The sequence below is a fragment of the Pseudoalteromonas sp. A41-2 genome (assembly GCF_015767615.1).
Lineage (GTDB): Bacteria > Pseudomonadota > Gammaproteobacteria > Enterobacterales > Alteromonadaceae > Pseudoalteromonas > Pseudoalteromonas lipolytica.
The window spans coordinates 2,843,252-2,857,894 of the sequence record NZ_CP065231.1 but is presented as its reverse complement, the minus strand read 5'-3'; the positions used below and the strand labels follow the sequence as shown (position 1 = coordinate 2,857,894).

General features: G+C 40.3%; 17 protein-coding genes. 11 read left to right on the top strand and 6 right to left on the bottom strand.

Going from position 1 to position 14,643, the window contains the following annotated elements:
- Positions 1–178 precede the first annotated feature (178 nt).
- The 9 genes from IT970_RS12890 (at position 179) to IT970_RS12850 (ending at position 6,250) form a co-directional block, all read left to right on the top strand.
- Complete coding sequence (locus IT970_RS12890) at positions 179–637, top strand: hypothetical protein (RefSeq protein WP_231387284.1); 459 nt, start codon at positions 179–181, stop codon at positions 635–637.
- Positions 638–934: 297 nt separating this feature from the next.
- Positions 935–1,348, top strand: a complete 414-nt coding sequence (locus IT970_RS12885) for a MerR family transcriptional regulator (RefSeq protein WP_016708244.1) — start codon at positions 935–937, stop codon at positions 1,346–1,348.
- Positions 1,349–1,449: 101 nt separating this feature from the next.
- The gene (locus IT970_RS12880; protein ID WP_016708243.1) at positions 1,450–3,693 is read left to right on the top strand and encodes a heavy metal translocating P-type ATPase; all 2,244 of its coding nucleotides are present in this window, start codon (positions 1,450–1,452) and stop codon (positions 3,691–3,693) included.
- 11 nt (positions 3,694–3,704) lie between these two features.
- Positions 3,705–4,058, top strand: coding sequence for a cupredoxin domain-containing protein (locus IT970_RS12875; RefSeq protein WP_045979597.1), 354 nt, complete (start codon positions 3,705–3,707; stop codon positions 4,056–4,058).
- A 9-nt stretch (positions 4,059–4,067) separates the two neighbouring features.
- On the top strand, positions 4,068–4,403 hold the full coding sequence (locus tag IT970_RS12870) for a DUF2933 domain-containing protein (protein WP_016708242.1): 336 nt from the start codon (positions 4,068–4,070) through the stop codon (positions 4,401–4,403).
- Positions 4,396–5,061, top strand: coding sequence for a methyltransferase family protein (locus IT970_RS12865; protein ID WP_016708241.1), 666 nt, complete (start codon positions 4,396–4,398; stop codon positions 5,059–5,061). Before IT970_RS12870 ends, IT970_RS12865 begins: the two co-directional genes overlap by 8 nt.
- The gene (locus IT970_RS12860; protein ID WP_016708240.1) at positions 5,045–5,467 is read left to right on the top strand and encodes a hypothetical protein; all 423 of its coding nucleotides are present in this window, start codon (positions 5,045–5,047) and stop codon (positions 5,465–5,467) included. Before IT970_RS12865 ends, IT970_RS12860 begins: the two co-directional genes overlap by 17 nt.
- Before the next feature lie 10 nt (positions 5,468–5,477).
- Positions 5,478–5,849, top strand: a complete 372-nt coding sequence (locus IT970_RS12855) for a hypothetical protein (protein WP_016708239.1) — start codon at positions 5,478–5,480, stop codon at positions 5,847–5,849.
- A 50-nt stretch (positions 5,850–5,899) separates the two neighbouring features.
- On the top strand, positions 5,900–6,250 hold the full coding sequence (locus IT970_RS12850) for a hypothetical protein (RefSeq protein ID WP_004589646.1): 351 nt from the start codon (positions 5,900–5,902) through the stop codon (positions 6,248–6,250).
- Between the two features lie 217 nt (positions 6,251–6,467).
- Here the strand turns inward: IT970_RS12850 and IT970_RS12845 are convergent, their stop codons facing one another.
- Together IT970_RS12845 and IT970_RS12840 are read right to left on the bottom strand one after the other, a co-directional pair.
- Positions 6,468–7,199: a MauE/DoxX family redox-associated membrane protein gene (locus IT970_RS12845; RefSeq protein WP_016708238.1), complete on the bottom strand. Its 732-nt coding sequence runs from the start codon at positions 7,197–7,199 to the stop codon at positions 6,468–6,470.
- A 1-nt stretch (position 7,200) separates the two neighbouring features.
- The gene (locus tag IT970_RS12840; protein ID WP_016708237.1) at positions 7,201–7,722 is read right to left on the bottom strand and encodes a DUF305 domain-containing protein; all 522 of its coding nucleotides are present in this window, start codon (positions 7,720–7,722) and stop codon (positions 7,201–7,203) included.
- 656 nt (positions 7,723–8,378) lie between these two features.
- On the opposite strand from IT970_RS12840, the gene IT970_RS16140 reads away from it, so the two are divergent.
- Both IT970_RS16140 and IT970_RS12835 read left to right on the top strand, forming a co-directional pair.
- Positions 8,379–8,540 carry a hypothetical protein gene (locus tag IT970_RS16140; protein WP_353956868.1) on the top strand — a complete coding sequence of 54 codons (162 nt, stop codon included), beginning with the start codon at positions 8,379–8,381 and terminating at the stop codon, positions 8,538–8,540.
- A gap of 5 nt (positions 8,541–8,545) precedes the next feature.
- Positions 8,546–8,737 (top strand): cupredoxin domain-containing protein, encoded by a 192-nt coding sequence (locus IT970_RS12835; RefSeq protein ID WP_227006812.1) that lies wholly within the window; start codon positions 8,546–8,548, stop codon positions 8,735–8,737.
- A gap of 91 nt (positions 8,738–8,828) precedes the next feature.
- Here IT970_RS12835 and IT970_RS12830 read toward each other — a convergent pair whose 3' ends face one another.
- The 4 genes from IT970_RS12830 to IT970_RS12815 all read right to left on the bottom strand — a co-directional run bounded on the left by IT970_RS12830 (position 8,829) and on the right by IT970_RS12815 (position 14,641).
- A complete protein-coding gene (locus tag IT970_RS12830) occupies positions 8,829–11,939 on the bottom strand; it encodes an efflux RND transporter permease subunit (protein ID WP_016708236.1) in 3,111 nt (1,036 codons plus the stop codon).
- A gap of 54 nt (positions 11,940–11,993) precedes the next feature.
- Positions 11,994–12,908: an efflux RND transporter periplasmic adaptor subunit gene (locus tag IT970_RS12825; RefSeq protein ID WP_016708235.1), complete on the bottom strand. Its 915-nt coding sequence runs from the start codon at positions 12,906–12,908 to the stop codon at positions 11,994–11,996.
- 2 nt (positions 12,909–12,910) lie between these two features.
- A complete protein-coding gene (locus IT970_RS12820; protein WP_231387283.1) occupies positions 12,911–14,233 on the bottom strand; it encodes a TolC family protein in 1,323 nt (440 codons plus the stop codon).
- Between the two features lie 75 nt (positions 14,234–14,308).
- Entirely contained in the window at positions 14,309–14,641 is a 333-nt protein-coding gene (locus IT970_RS12815; RefSeq protein WP_227006811.1) for a hypothetical protein, read from the bottom strand.
- Between the last annotated feature and the right edge of the window lie 2 nt (positions 14,642–14,643).

The following is a 14,643-nucleotide window of genomic DNA, read 5'->3' as shown; positions in this document are numbered from 1 at the left end:
TTATGAGCGTAGGGTTTTTATTTCTTTTAATGGTGCTCATGCTTGGCTTCAATCTCATGAGTATAAATTAGACACCCCTTTTATACTTGTGAAGTTTAAGCTGTTTAAAAAAGTAAAAAGTAAAAAGTTTAGGTTTTAGTTCAAAGGTTGATCAAGATCATAAAATTATTTTTATAAAGTGGCTAATATTGTAGGTGCTAAAGAAGGAATGATAATGTTTGGACTTTTCAGGTGGTTTAAAATAGTAATAATAACTGTGTTGCTTACGCAGCATGGCTTTGCTATTGCTAAACCAATGAATTGTGAAGAGCATCATAATGGCTCATCCGACACGCATATTATACAACCAAGCAAAAATATGCATCATCAATCAATGATTGACAATAGTCACTATCACACTGAAAATTCGCAAGATTCTAAAAACCGTCATGGTGATGAAGACTGTGAAAAATGTAAAGCTGGTGATTGTGTTTGTTGTGAAGGCGGTTTTTGTACAAGCTTTCATTTAAATGCCTATCTTGTGGAAGCGCAAGACGAAGGTATTTGCAATATTCATTCTGAGCTAATTCTACAGCGTACACCCCTACCAAAATCTGGTATCCATCTCTTACTTTATCGTCCACCAATTATTGGCTAATCACAGGATCAGTGCGTCTTTTTTTCGCCACTCCCATCAAAAATAGAATGACTTATTCATTGATTTAAATAATCAATTGTTTTGAACGATTAGTACGATATTTGGAAAGGCATTATGAAAATGCTCAAGTTATTGCCATTTACAGTAATTAATACTGTCGATTTTGGCCGAGATTCCTCTTTTTACCAAAAATTAGTTTTTAGCTTATTCACTAGAATTAGTACTTGACCTGTGTCTTAGACACAGGTCTAAGCTGAAGATGAGAGTACAAACTTAGCTAAAAACTGAGGAGTGAATATGAAAGTTGCGGAGCTGGCAAAAAGCCTTGGAACGACTGCTGATACGGTGCGCTATTACACCAGATTAGGATTGTTAAAACCTGCTAAGTCAGTGAACGGCTACAAGTCATACTCGAATAAAGAAGTATCGAGACTTAAATTCATTTTAAGTGCCAGAAACCTTGGTTTTTCCGTTGCAGATATCAAGGAAATTATTAATGAATCTGAAGATGGTAAAAGTGCGTGCCCATTAGTCAGAAGCCTGATCAAAGAGCGGCTTGAAGAAACAGAAAAGCAGTTTCAAGCAATGTTGGCACTTCGAGGAAAAATGTCTTCTGCGCTTTCTCAGTGGGAAGAAATGGAAGACAAGGCACCGACTGCAAACATGGTTTGTCATCTCATCGAAAACTTTGAGCAAATTAAAAAAGCATAGGAGGAAAAAGGGTGGCTACTAACACAAATATAAAAACTGAATCAGGCTGTTGCTGTCAGGCAAAAGCTCAATCCTCTTCGTGTAAAACTAAGGAGAATACGTTGGAGAAAGTATCACATAACCAACAGCTTATCATTGAAGGCGCTGGGTGTGCTAGCTGTGTAGGCAAAATTGAAGGGGCGTTGAAGGCAACTCTTGGAGTCGTCAGTGCGGAAATGAATTTTGCTGATAGGACAGTAACAGTTTATGGGACAGCTAAAACAGAAGAATTGATCAAAGCTGTTGAGTCAGTGGGGTATAACGCGAAGCCAATTGATGATAGCTCAGCAACAGATGCGCTTGATGAGAAAGAGGCGGCGGATTGGGCATATTACAAAAAGCTAATGCGCGATACGTTTATTGCCCTTTCACTCGGCGTTCCTTTGATGATCTACAGCATTGTGGTTGGAGAAATGACGGTTGAAACAAACCTTGAACGCATGTCTTGGCTAGTTGTAGGCATTTTAACTTTTGGCGTTATGTATTTTTCAGGTAAGCATTTCTATGTAGGAGCATGGAAAAGCTTTAAAAACCACTCCGCTAATATGGACACTCTAATAGCTTTAGGAACAGGTACAGCTTGGGTGTATTCGATGGTTGTCGTGTTTGCACCTGACGCCGTTCCATTGATGGCACGACATGTCTATTTTGAAGCTACCGCCATGATCATTGGCTTAATTGATTTAGGTCTAGCATTAGAAATAAAAGCCAGAGGTAAAACCTCTGAGGCCATTAAACGTCTTATCGGCTTGCAGGCCAAAACGGCAACTGTAGTTCGTGATAATAAAGAGGTTCAGATAGGTATCGAACAGGTTTTGCTTCATGATGTTGTGAAAGTAAAGCCGGGTGAAAAAATTCCCGTAGATGGCGTTGTATTGGAAGGACACACCTCTATTGATGAGTCCATGCTGACAGGCGAACCTATGCCTGTTGAAAAAGCCGAAGAAGATGAGGTTGTCGCTGGTACTTTGAACAAATCAGGCATGATTTTATTTAGAGCGACACGCGTTGGTAAAGACACGGCGCTTGCACAGATCATCAATATGGTGAAACGAGCGCAAAATTCAAAACCGCCGATTGGCCGCTTGGCCGATGTTATTTCCGCCTATTTCGTTCCTGTAGTCATGATCATCTCGGTGTTAAGTGCGTTAGCATGGCTTAACTTTGGCCCTGAGCCAGCAATTGCTTTTGCTATCGTATCAGCAACTACTGTGCTTATTATTGCCTGCCCGTGTGCTTTAGGCTTGGCAACACCCATGTCTGTCATGGTCGGAGTAGGAAAAGCAGCAGAAGCCGGAGTACTTATTCGCAACGGTGAGGCACTGCAAACCGCCTCTAAAATCACTGCCATGATTTTAGATAAAACGGGCACTATTACTGAAGGGGCACCTAAGGTAACCGATATTGTTTTAGCAAAAGCTACTGACGAAAAAGACGTACTACAGCTTGCAGCAAGTTTAGAAAGCGGCTCAGAGCACCCTTTAGCGCAAGCGATTGTTGAAAGTGCTTTAGATAAGGATATTGAGTTACTAAAAATTGAATCGTTTAATGCTATTACGGGTTTTGGTGTAGAAGCAAACTGTAACAATAAAGTCCTGCTTTTTGGTAACGATAAACTAATGAAGTTAAAAGGCATAGACCTCACAGGCTTTGTTGGAAAAGCCCAGTCTTTAGCCAAAGAAGCCAAAACACCTATGTACTTTGCTGTAGATGGTGAACTTGCCGCAATCATTGCTGTCGCAGATCCCATTAAGTCAGACTCAATCTCTGCTATCAAACGGCTTCAGGCTAATGGTATACGCGTCATCATGTTAACAGGTGATAACAAGGAAACCGCTGCCGCTGTTGCCAAAAAAGCAGGTATTAGCGAATTTCTTGCTGAGGTGCTGCCAGAAGATAAAGCCAACAAGGTGAAAGAGCTACAAGGCAGTGGCGAAATTGTTGGTATGACAGGAGATGGCATCAACGATGCTCCTGCGCTAGCGTTAGCCGATGTTGGATTCGCCATAGGCACAGGGACTGATGTAGCTATCGAAAGTGCTGACATTACCCTAATGCGTGGTTCACTTCATGGCCTTGCCGATGCCATAGCGGTAAGCAAAGCTACTTTACGAAATATCAAACAAAACTTGTTTGGCGCGTTTGTCTATAACGTAGCCGGGATTCCTTTTGCTGCGGGGGTTCTATATCCCTTCTTTGGCATTCTGCTTAGCCCTGTAATTGCAGGTGCTGCAATGGCGTTTTCGTCATTGACTGTGGTGTCAAATGCAAATCGACTTCGCTTTTTTAAAGCAAAAGAGCATTAAGGAGAAGAGCGATGATGTTAATTAACTTATTAGGCTTAATGTTAATCGCGCTGATTGTTTGGTGGTTTTGGCTATATAAACCCAATAAAACAATCGTTCAAGGTAATGAAGTACTCATTGAAGTGAGGGATGGCGTGTATTCCCCATCCTCAATTCAGGTGTCTGCTAGCCAACCTGTTACCTTGAAGTTTATACGCAAAGATCAATCCCCCTGCGCTGAAACAATGCTTATTCCTTCATTGGATATAAGCGAACAGCTTAAGTTAAATGAAATTACTCAAATTACCTTATTAAACTTGTCACCGGGAGAGCATGAGTTTCACTGTCAGATGCAAATGTATCGCGGTGTCTTAAAAGTCGTTTAGGAGGGCAATATGAAAAATCAACACCCTAATTTTTGGTCAACACCTACAGGCTGGGCTGCACTGGCACTTATTGCCGCAGTGACCTACTTCTTAGTGCTTGAGCATGGTCAACATACGCTGCAATTTCTTCCCTACTTGATTTTATTGCTATGCCCCTTGATGCACGTATTTATGCATGGCAGTCATGGTAAACATGGTCACGATCATTCACATGCGCCTGATGAAAAAAAGGAAGAGAGCTTTCAAGAACTCACGGATAAAAATGCAGCCTATCGCGATGGCTACATACAAGGCTTAGAAAAGGCACGTAAGGAATCACATAAAAAGGAGAGCAGTGATGAATGAAACATATGATTATGGCTTATGGTCAATGGTGATACTGAACTCAGCAATTTTTATCTTTTTTGCCTTTAGTTTTGTCAAACCAAAAACATCAACTGATTGGAGAAGTCTAAGCGCGTTCTCTGCCTTTATTGTTGCCCTATTTACTGAAATGTATGGCTTTCCTTTAACTATCTATTTTCTGTCGGGGTGGCTGACGGAGACCTATCCAGAAGTAAATTTCTTTGCGCATGAAAATGGGCATTTATTACATACTTTCTTTGGATTTCAAGGTGATGCCCATTGGGACCCATTTCATATAGTGAGTATGGTGTTTATTGTTGCAGGTTTCTTTATGTTGTCTTCAGCATGGAATGTATTGCATCACGCGCAAAAACATCATCAATTGGCTACAACTGGATGGTATGCAAGATGTCGCCACCCACAGTATGTAGCTTTCATTCTAATCATGTTCGGCTTTTTATTGCAGTGGCCGACAATCCCAACACTTGCGATGTTTCCGATCTTAGTCGTTGTTTACGTCAAGCTAGCGAAACGCGAAGAAGCACAGGCGATTGCTGAATTTGGTTCGGAGTACCACAGGTATATGGAATCGACACCAAGTTGGATCCCAAGTTTTAATAAAAGTGTAGAAGGTAAAAATCATGAAAACGTTAATTAAATCAATTTTATTTATTGGTTCACTACTGATAACCACTAGCTTATTTGCCCAAAACAATGAGCATAAACATGAAGGTGCGAACAAAGCTGGTATGCATCAAGGCATGACAATACCACATGAGAACATGGGAGAAATGCATAAAAAGATGATGGAAATGAAAAAGGAAGTCCATGCCATTAAAACTGAAAAAGATCCTGACAAGCAACAGCAGATGATGGTTGAACATCACCGTTCAATGATGAAGATGATGCAATCCATGCACAAAAACATGGAAGAAATGCCAATGCATCAACAAATCAAGATGACTGAACATCATTTAGAAATGATGGAGAACATGATGCCGCAGATGAACCGGAAAATGGAAGAAATGAAAGATAGCAATCAACAGCATTCACACAAACATTAGGAGAAAAATTATGAGCGATTTAGATCATAGAGTTGGCGTTAGAGAGCAAAATTTAGTTGTTCGAAATCTAAAGCTTAGCCATGTCACAGAAGAAAGCTGTGACGAGTTAGTAAAAGAAATAGATCAGCTTTTTGGTATAGATGAAGTTAGTTACAACATCAAAGAAGGTGAAATACACCTTGCCTATGATGCCGCAAACGTAAGCCTTGATGGGATTGAGGAGGTAATCCGTAAGTATGGCGCAGATGTTCATGATGATTGGTGGACACATACTAAAGAAAGTTACTATAAATTTGTTGATCAGAACATCAAAGATAACTCTGTTCATAAGCCTTGGAGTTGTCATCAAGCACCTTCGGGGGCTGGCCGGAAAAACAAATGAATTCATAAAAAAGTGTATAGATAATTAGTTAGTCAAATGAGGTAACAGTGATGAAAACACCCTATATAAAAGCTCTTTTATTGCTTACATTCGGTTTATATTTAGTGGGTTGTTCCAATACCACTTTTTATCATAAATACATGATGAGAGGTCAGGTAGTAGAAAGTTCTGATAATCGAACTCTAATCTGTATTGGTGCTAAGCATGGCGCAGAGGTTGGGCAAAAATACAGTGTTATTAGATTCCATGAAAGAATAGTATTGAGTGAAGGTGAAGATCCCTACACTATCGAAAAGGTAGGAACGGTACAAATTACTAAAATTGTGAATGATCATTTCGCAACTGTAAAGCTAGTGTCTGGTGACATTGCAGCGAAAGATATGGTGGAACTTGAAAACTAATAAAGTGGTGGCGAAAGCCACCACAAGAGCATAACAATAAAACTTAATGAAAAAGCTTTAGTGTTATTTTGTACAACCTTTGAGATTGTTTGCTCAGTTCTGGTTATCTTGATGCCAGTACGACAGAAAAAAATGTTACATATGGATTAGAAAGGTGTGGGCTGGCATCCTAGGTCTAATCTTAACAGTTAAGGGGCCGCCGAATAGAGCTATACCTTTACATCAGCAGCATAATCAATGCTCCCGCGATCATAAATAAGTTTTCAGATAGCGATACAAATCCAAGTGGCACACTGCTATCGCCGCCTACACAGGCACACTTTAACTGGCGTTTGTCAATGTAAACGGCTTTGAAAACTGAAATTGCTCCAACTGTGCCGATAAACAATGAAAATGGTGCCACTGCGAGAGGCTGTAGTTGGGCAACCATACCAATACCTGCATATGCTTCAATGAAGGGATAAATATAACCATATCTTATCCATCTCATCGCTAGTAAATCATAAGTAATAAACGAATTTGTGAAACTGTATAGGTCTTTCAGTTTTTGCACCGCTAAGAGCGTCATTGAAAAAGCTATAAATAGCATCAGTGTTCTGATGGAGATAAATGAGCCGGAAGCAAAATGTTGAGATGCGACAGCAAGAAGTGCAGCTATCGAGAAAATGGCTACAACTGGCGTGTAGGTTGTGCCAGTTTGACCTGCTTCATCTTTACCAAAATACTCTCTTAAGTCATCGTATCCTCCGACACGCTTTCCTTCAATAAAGGTTTGTGGCGTAGTTTTGACATCATGCTTATCTTTGAAGTCATCAGCTTGTTGTCTTGACGTGAGCTTATGATCTTCTACATCATACCCTTGCCTCTCCAGCAAATCTTTCGACCTTAAACCATAGGGGCAGATATGTTCGTCAGTGACCATTCTGTACAGGGTAGCTGTCTTAGTCATCTTAGCCTCCTTTGTTCAGTGTGCCTTCAAACTTTGGGAGCGGTCGTTGCTCAGCCTGAGCTTGTGAGCTGACCTTTCCATTTTCAGAAATATCCTTAATCAGCCATTCCATTTCTTTTATTTCTTTTCGTTGGGCTTTAATAATACCATTTGCCAATTCACGCACGCGTACATCCTCCAAAGTTGAATGCTCACTAGTAAGAATAGCAATGGAGTGATGAGGAATCATCGCTTTCATGTAGGCAGTGTCAGAAATTGTGCTTTGAGAGCGAACAAGATAAAGACATATGGCGAACAGTATTGTCGCCAATAGAAAAATAGCCATGTTGAGCTTCTTGTTACTGTACATGCCAAGCATAAAGGCCAGCATGATCATTGCCATACCTGCTCCCATATACAACGACATATAGATACGCGTTTCACTAAACCATATATGTGATACTGCGTAAGTGTTGAGATACATCATGACAAACATAGCAATGGTTGAGGTGATGATCATTGCAGCAAATCTTGAGTATTTCATAAGTAATCCTTACATTGATAGTGTAAATATTTCCCACTGTTAGCCTATTATTCTCTACATGTGGTCATGTTCTCGAAAAATTGCAAGTAATGAGCCAGTATCAATAAGAGTATTTGTAATACGATTGACTCAATTTCAGCGCAATTATTGTGAATCAGTACTAATCTACACATTTCGGTGTAAGAGTTTATGGGCAAAAAATCTTCTTTGAAGGAGATCAAATCAGCTTATATTTAGAGTTTGAGTTTTGAACTTGTGATAGACACAGGCGGAATTGGCTTTAGTTAACAATCTAATGTGGGAACTCAAAGTACTACAAGCTGAGCTTCAACAAATGTAAGCTCGTGTACAAGTGAAGACACAGTTAAAGCATGTGGAAGAATTAATCTTGATAGTTAGAGTTGTCATTTATTTCACTTTTTAAATGAACGAATATTGATCTTTTATCTCGTTCATGTCCGAAAGCTAAAAGTTTCCTACACATGAAAGTGGTTTTGCAAGAGTATCTACTAGAGAACAAGATTTGAATGCTCAACTGTTCAGTTGGGCTATTATGGTTGTAAAAAAATATTATAAGGCAATGTGTCTGGTACTTCGGTTAGAAATGAAAAAAGTTAAAGAAGCTAATCGATTTCATCAGGTAGGGTGATGAGGTAATAGTTACTCGCCTTGATCGGCTAGGCCGATCATTAAAGTCTATTCTTGAGGACATTGAAAGTACTCACAAACGGGGCGATTGTTCAAAGATTATTAATGGTTCTGTCAGTACAAAAAATGATAATCCGTTTACCAGTTTCATTCATAATCTGCGCAATTAGCAATAATGACGTGCGTTCATAACGGTCATAAAGAGCAATCCCCCTGCGCTGAAATAATGCTTATTCCTTCATTGGATATAAGCGAACAGCTTAAGTTAAATGAAATTACTCAAATTACCTTATTAAACTTGTCACAGGGAGAGCATGAGTTTCATTGTCAGATACAAATGTATCGCGGCGTCTTAAAAGTAATTTAGTTTTAAATAGGTCTTTTTACACACCTGAACGAGCAAAAGTAACTTAACAAAAGGCTTCTCGAAAACATTACGAGAAGCCTCTAAATTAAAGTTAAGATTTGTATTTACTGTAAACAATTCTATATAGAACAGGCAAAACAACTAAAGTAAGTAAAGTAGAGGAAATAATCCCTCCAATTACCACCGTTGCTAATGGCCTCTGAACTTCAGCCCCAGTTCCGACGTTTAATGCCATAGGAATGAAACCTAAGCTAGCAACCAAAGCGGTCATTAATACAGGGCGAAGCCTGATAGTTGCACCTTCGATAATTGAGTTTATTAGCTCTCCTGTTTCAAGTAATCGCTGTTTAATGAATGACAGCATCACCAGTCCATTTAATACAGCTATCCCTGAAAGAGCGATAAATCCAACAGCAGCAGAAATTGAAAGAGGCATGTCTCTTAACCACAAAGCCAATACGCCGCCTGTAAGTGCTAAAGGCACACCACTAAATATGATCAGGGCATCTTTTATTGAACTAAATGCTATGACAAGCAGTGTCAAAATTACAAACAATGTGGCAGGTACTACGATGGATAATCTTTGCGTTGCACTCTCAAGTTGCTCAAATGTTCCGCCGTACTCAAGCCAATAACCAGCAGGCAATTCAACATTTTGTTGAATTTTTTGCTGTGCCTCTTGTACGAATGAGCCTAGATCTCGGTTTCTAACATTTGCTGTAATTACAATTCGTCGCTTACCATTTTCTCGGCTTATTTGACTTGGAACTGTCGTATAATTTAACTCTGCAACTTCGCTTACAGGTACAAACTCACCACTTTCTGTCGCGATTGGCAAATTACCTAGCTGATCAAGGTTGGCTCTCAACAGCTCAGGATATCTAACTACAATTTCAAATCGACGATCACCTTCGAATATTAACCCTGCGCCTTCACCTGACACGACTGTTTTTAACCAAGACTGTAAGTCGCTTGCATCCAACCCGTATAGCGCTAATGCTTCAGGCTTGGGGTTAACGGTAAAGATAGGCACGTCATCAACTTGTTCGAGCCGCGCATCAGCAACACCTGAAATTGTATTGAGTGTAGCCAAAACTTCTTGTGCAGAAATGACAAGTTGGGATAGATCATCACCGTAGAGCTTAATCCCTAAATCAGCTCTTACTCCGCTAATTAATTCGTTAAATCGCATCTGAATTGGTTGAGTAAACTCATAATTATTGCCGGGAATAGAGCTGAGATCTTTTTCCAGCCTTTCAACAAAATCCTCTTTCGTTAAATTAGGGTCGGGCCATTGCTCTCTCGGCTTTAATATCAGAAAAGTATCAGTCACATTTGGCGGCATCGCGTCTGTCGCAACTTCTGCTGTGCCCGTTTTTGAAAACACCGTAACAACTTCATCATATTTCATAATTTGTTGTTCAAGTACCTTCTGCATTTCTACAGCTTGGTCAATACCCGTGCCCGGAATACGCATCGCGTGCAGTGCAATGTCACCTTCATTAAGTTGAGGAACAAATTCAGATCCTAATTTACTACCAAGTAATATGCTAAATGTCACAAGTAAAGCAGCGCCGCAAACAACTAGCCAACGTAGTTTTAAAGCCCACTTCAAAACAGGACTATAAACTGACTTAGCGCCGACAATTACTGGACTTTCTTTTTCGCTGATTTTGCCTTTCAAGAATAAAGCAACCGCAGCGGGGACTAGCGTGAAGGTAAATACCATTGCAGACAATAGAGCGATTATCACCGTTGCGGCCATCGGATGAAACATTTTGCCCTCGACACCCGATAAGGTAAACAAAGGTAAATAGACAATCGTTATGATCAATACGCCAAAAACACTAGGTCGTATAACCTCATTGGTAGCAGAATAAACAATGTCTAGGCGTTCTTTCAGGGAAATGACAGAACTATTTCGTTTTTGGCTTTCTGCTAACCGCCTAATGCAGTTCTCAACGATTATTACCGCGCCATCGACAATCAATCCAAAATCTAAGGCTCCCAGACTCATTAAATTCGCAGAGACTTTGCTTTGAACCATGCCCGTGATTGTTGCCAACATTGCCAAAGGAATTACTGCGGCGGTAATCAAAGCGGCGCGTATGTTACCCAGTAATAGGAACAATACGAAGATAACCAGTAATGCACCTTCAATAAGATTTTTCTGTACGGTGCTAATTGCTTTATCAACCAGAGTTGTCCTGTCATATAAGGGAACTATGGACACGCCTTGAGGTAAACTGTTTTGGATTTCACTAAGCTTGTCACCAACAGCCAATGCCACCGAGCGTGAATTTTCTCCTACCAGCATCATTGCGGTGCCAATCACACTTTCCTTGCCTTCCAGTGATGCAGCTCCTGTCCTTAGCTCTTTTCCTATCGCAACTTCGGCGACATCTTTAACTTTTACAAGTGTGCCGTCGTCGCTTTTTATAATGACGTTTTGGATGTCTTGAATAGATTGCAACTGAGCTTGTGAACGAACAAGAATTTGCTGTCCGCTTCTTTCGATGAATCCAGCCCCTTGATTTGCATTATTTCGCATTATTGCATTTGATAGTGCTTCACTGGTAATACCGAAGTGCAACATCCTTAACGGATCGGGATTGATATGGTATTGCTTTTTATAGCCACCAATTGCATTGATTTCCGTAATCCCTTTAACCAATGCAAGTTGTGGTTTCACTACCCAGTCATGGATCTCCCTTAACGCCATCGCATCATAGGGTAAGCCATTATTCTGCTTTGCACTTTCGTCGGCAGTTATACTGTACATGTATATTTCACCGAGGCCCGTAGCAATTGGTCCCATTTCTGGTTCAATGCCAAACGGTAGTTGCTCCTTAATTGCGCTAAGTCGCTCATTGATTAGGTTTCTGGCAAAATACAAATCTGTGCCTTCTTCAAACACAACAGTCACTTGCGACAGGCCATATCGAGAAAGTGAACGGGTATAATCCAGCTTAGGTAAACCCGCCAAGCCCGTTTCGACGATAAACGTAATCCGTTGCTCTGTTTCCAAAGGTGAATAACCTTGAGCCTGCGTGTTTATTTGTACCTGTACATTGGTTATATCTGGCACAGCGTCAATAGGTAGCTTCTGATAGTTCCATATTCCTAAAGCGATGATAAACAAGGCCATAAGCAACATAGTACCACGTCTACGGATAGATAATTCTAGTATCCAAGCGATCATATTTTCACCTCGATAATACTGAAGCCAATATGTAGAGGACAAAAAGGTCGGAGATTAGTGTTCATGTCCAGCCTCCGATTTTTTTAGATCAGCAACTAGCAGATAACTGTTCTTTACAACCACACTTTCGCCGACGTTCAAACCGTCGATGATAGCAATATTGATAGCGTCTGAAGCGCCAGTTTTTACGGCGCTAGGGTGGTATTCATTGCCTTCTTTAATAAAAACAACATCTTTGCCTTCAAACTCTTGAATGGCTCCTTTTGGCACAACAACTGGAGCAGAGTGTTGACTGGTCGTAACCGCACCTTTAATTACAGTGCCAAGCGGCCACTTGTTGGTTTTGTTATCCAATTTTACAAATGCCAATGAGTATGGCTTGTCGTTTAGTGATGGTGTTAAATAGCTAATTTGCGCACTTTGATTAAATTCAGTGCTATGAATTAGCACCTGCTGGTTAGCGTTAACCTTACTTAGCTGAGTAGGAAACACTGATAGTTGTGCCCAAACCACGTCAAAATTGGCTATTGTCAGCAAGTTTTCACCATTTGTAAGCTCGCCAATATTGGCTTGCCTAGCGACTATACGCCCAGACATTGGTGCTTTTATCGAATATTGATTTAAGCTCTCATTGGATTCAATCACTACCAACGTTTCACCTTTTTTGACCTCTTCGCCGAGATTGACTTTTACTTCCTTAATAACACCATCGAATCTAGCGTTAACGTGCGCAAGTGAGGCAGGATCGGCAACGATTTTTCCATATACAACTTCTTCGTTATGAATAACACCGCTAGTTGCTGCTACTGTTTCAATGCTGTTTTGTTTAGCCATCTCAACAGACATAGAGACTATTTCATCTTTGTGTTCTTCACTGGCTGAGGTCGTGATGGAGGTGAAACCAATTACAGCAACAAGCATTAATTTGAAAAGGCTGATTGGTGAATTTAATATATTTTTCTTTTTCATGATTAATTCTCAATAAAGCTTGAAAGTTGGCTTTCTGTATTGCCGGAAGAAATTAATGGAATGCCTGATAAGGACTCAATGGAGGCGCTTTGTTTGTGAACCTCACTTGCGGCAAAAATAAGCGCATATTGCATCTCAATAAGCTCTTTTTGAACTGAAACTAGCTCTAAATAACTAAAGCGCCCGTCCGAATAGGCTTTTTGCACTAATGACAAAGCACTTTCTTGAGGCGGAATAATACTGGTTTGTAAGGTTTCAACCGTAAGGCGAGCCTCTTCCTGAGCCGCATAAAATGTCGCTAATTGGCTGTAAATTGCTCGCTCACTGGCTTTCCGTTGCTGCTCAACTTCATCGAGTTTTGCTTTTTGAGATTGATAGCTGCCTCTATTTCTATCACTCGTAAACAGAGGGACGCTAATTCCTGCAACCAACGCAGTCTCATTGCTACCTTCAAGTCTTTTCACACCTGCGCTCCACGTTATATTAGCGTGGCTTTGTGCGTTGATTGATTGTAATTGAGCTTGCTGAATTCTCGATTGCTCTGCATAAGCTAATATATGAGGACTTTGAGAAAGTTGAGCCATGATGTATTCGAGTGATATTGTTTTGGGAAGTGCAAATAAATCGCCTGATACACGAGAGAATTGCGGTGATTGTTCTCCCCACATAATAGCTAACTTACGAACACTGGCCTCTAACTGCTTGGAAATGGTTAGCGTCTTTAGTCGAGCTGTTGCTAAAGCTGCATCAGCTCGTTTTTGCTCTGATGACGGTGCCGAACCAACACGAACTTTTTTGGAGACAGTTTGATAGGTTTCTCGTGCTAGCTTTTCTGCATTTTCATTGACGAGCATGATTTGCTGTAACGTCAAAACATCGATATAGCGAGCTGCTACTTCACCCAAAATATCGAGTGTTTGTATTCTTTTTTCAACAGCTATTGCTTGCTGTTGGGCATTAACATAAAGCTTTCTGCTATTTACCTTATCTCCCAATTCCACCACGGAAGATATTGATAAGGTAAGTTCAGCGTCGCTGAATCCAGATACATCACCTGTACCTGCAAAGTTTTCCAATTCAGCGCTGACGTTATATTCAGGTTTTAACCCTGCGGTAGCTAACTCGCCGTCTAAACGCTTTTGTTTGTATTTAAAAGCTGTTAGCTGTGGGTTGTTTGCAAGTGTTCGTTGTATTGCCTCTGACAATGAAACTGAATCAACAGTTAAGTCATTTGCAAATACATTATTAGTTGTCACTAAAAACGACAACAGAAGCAACCGTTTTACTTTCTTCCAAGCAAGTACGGGGGCCTTAAAATAAGACATATTCATATTTTGTCCTGTTTATTTTATGAAACGAGCGTTGGCTTCACCGCCTAACGCGCCAATTAAATAAAAGGACTAACTTTTGGGAGGTCGAAGTAATCTGGAAGGGGGAGCTTCAATGACTACTTTTAAATAATCAAATACCTGACTTGATTTGAAATCAATGTCTCTACTGATGTAAACATGCGTAGCAAACTGTACATGCGAGCCATTGCAGTGTCCGCAATGATGACAATCAGCGGGGTTGTGTTGGTCATTATCTGCTGATGATTGTATTAATTTTTCAGAAGAAATGTGGTCATCTAAAGCATGAACATGCTCGGTTTTTATATGCTCGGAATCAACAATATGAACATCAGCAACTTTTGCCACAGCAGAAAATGACTGAAGTAATATCAGCACTATCATGA

Excerpts from the sequence above, each read along its gene's own strand:
- IT970_RS12885 (WP_016708244.1), top strand. The coding sequence starts at position 935 with ATGAAAGTTGCGGAGCTGGCAAAAAGCCTTGGAACGACTGCTGATACG.
- IT970_RS12875 (WP_045979597.1), top strand. The coding sequence starts at position 3,705 with ATGATGTTAATTAACTTATTAGGCTTAATGTTAATCGCGCTGATTGTT.
- IT970_RS12870 (WP_016708242.1), top strand. The coding sequence starts at position 4,068 with ATGAAAAATCAACACCCTAATTTTTGGTCAACACCTACAGGCTGGGCT.
- IT970_RS12865 (WP_016708241.1), top strand. The coding sequence starts at position 4,396 with ATGAATGAAACATATGATTATGGCTTATGGTCAATGGTGATACTGAAC.
- IT970_RS12860 (WP_016708240.1), top strand. The coding sequence starts at position 5,045 with ATGAAAACGTTAATTAAATCAATTTTATTTATTGGTTCACTACTGATA.
- IT970_RS12855 (WP_016708239.1), top strand. The coding sequence starts at position 5,478 with ATGAGCGATTTAGATCATAGAGTTGGCGTTAGAGAGCAAAATTTAGTT.
- IT970_RS12850 (WP_004589646.1), top strand. The coding sequence starts at position 5,900 with ATGAAAACACCCTATATAAAAGCTCTTTTATTGCTTACATTCGGTTTA.
- IT970_RS12845 (WP_016708238.1), bottom strand. The coding sequence starts at position 7,199 with ATGACTAAGACAGCTACCCTGTACAGAATGGTCACTGACGAACATATC.
- IT970_RS12840 (WP_016708237.1), bottom strand. The coding sequence starts at position 7,722 with ATGAAATACTCAAGATTTGCTGCAATGATCATCACCTCAACCATTGCT.
- IT970_RS12835 (WP_227006812.1), top strand. The coding sequence starts at position 8,546 with ATGACGTGCGTTCATAACGGTCATAAAGAGCAATCCCCCTGCGCTGAA.
- IT970_RS12830 (WP_016708236.1), bottom strand. The coding sequence starts at position 11,939 with ATGATCGCTTGGATACTAGAATTATCTATCCGTAGACGTGGTACTATG.
- IT970_RS12825 (WP_016708235.1), bottom strand. The coding sequence starts at position 12,908 with ATGAAAAAGAAAAATATATTAAATTCACCAATCAGCCTTTTCAAATTA.
- IT970_RS12820 (WP_231387283.1), bottom strand. The coding sequence starts at position 14,233 with ATGTCTTATTTTAAGGCCCCCGTACTTGCTTGGAAGAAAGTAAAACGG.
- IT970_RS12815 (WP_227006811.1), bottom strand. The coding sequence starts at position 14,641 with ATGATAGTGCTGATATTACTTCAGTCATTTTCTGCTGTGGCAAAAGTT.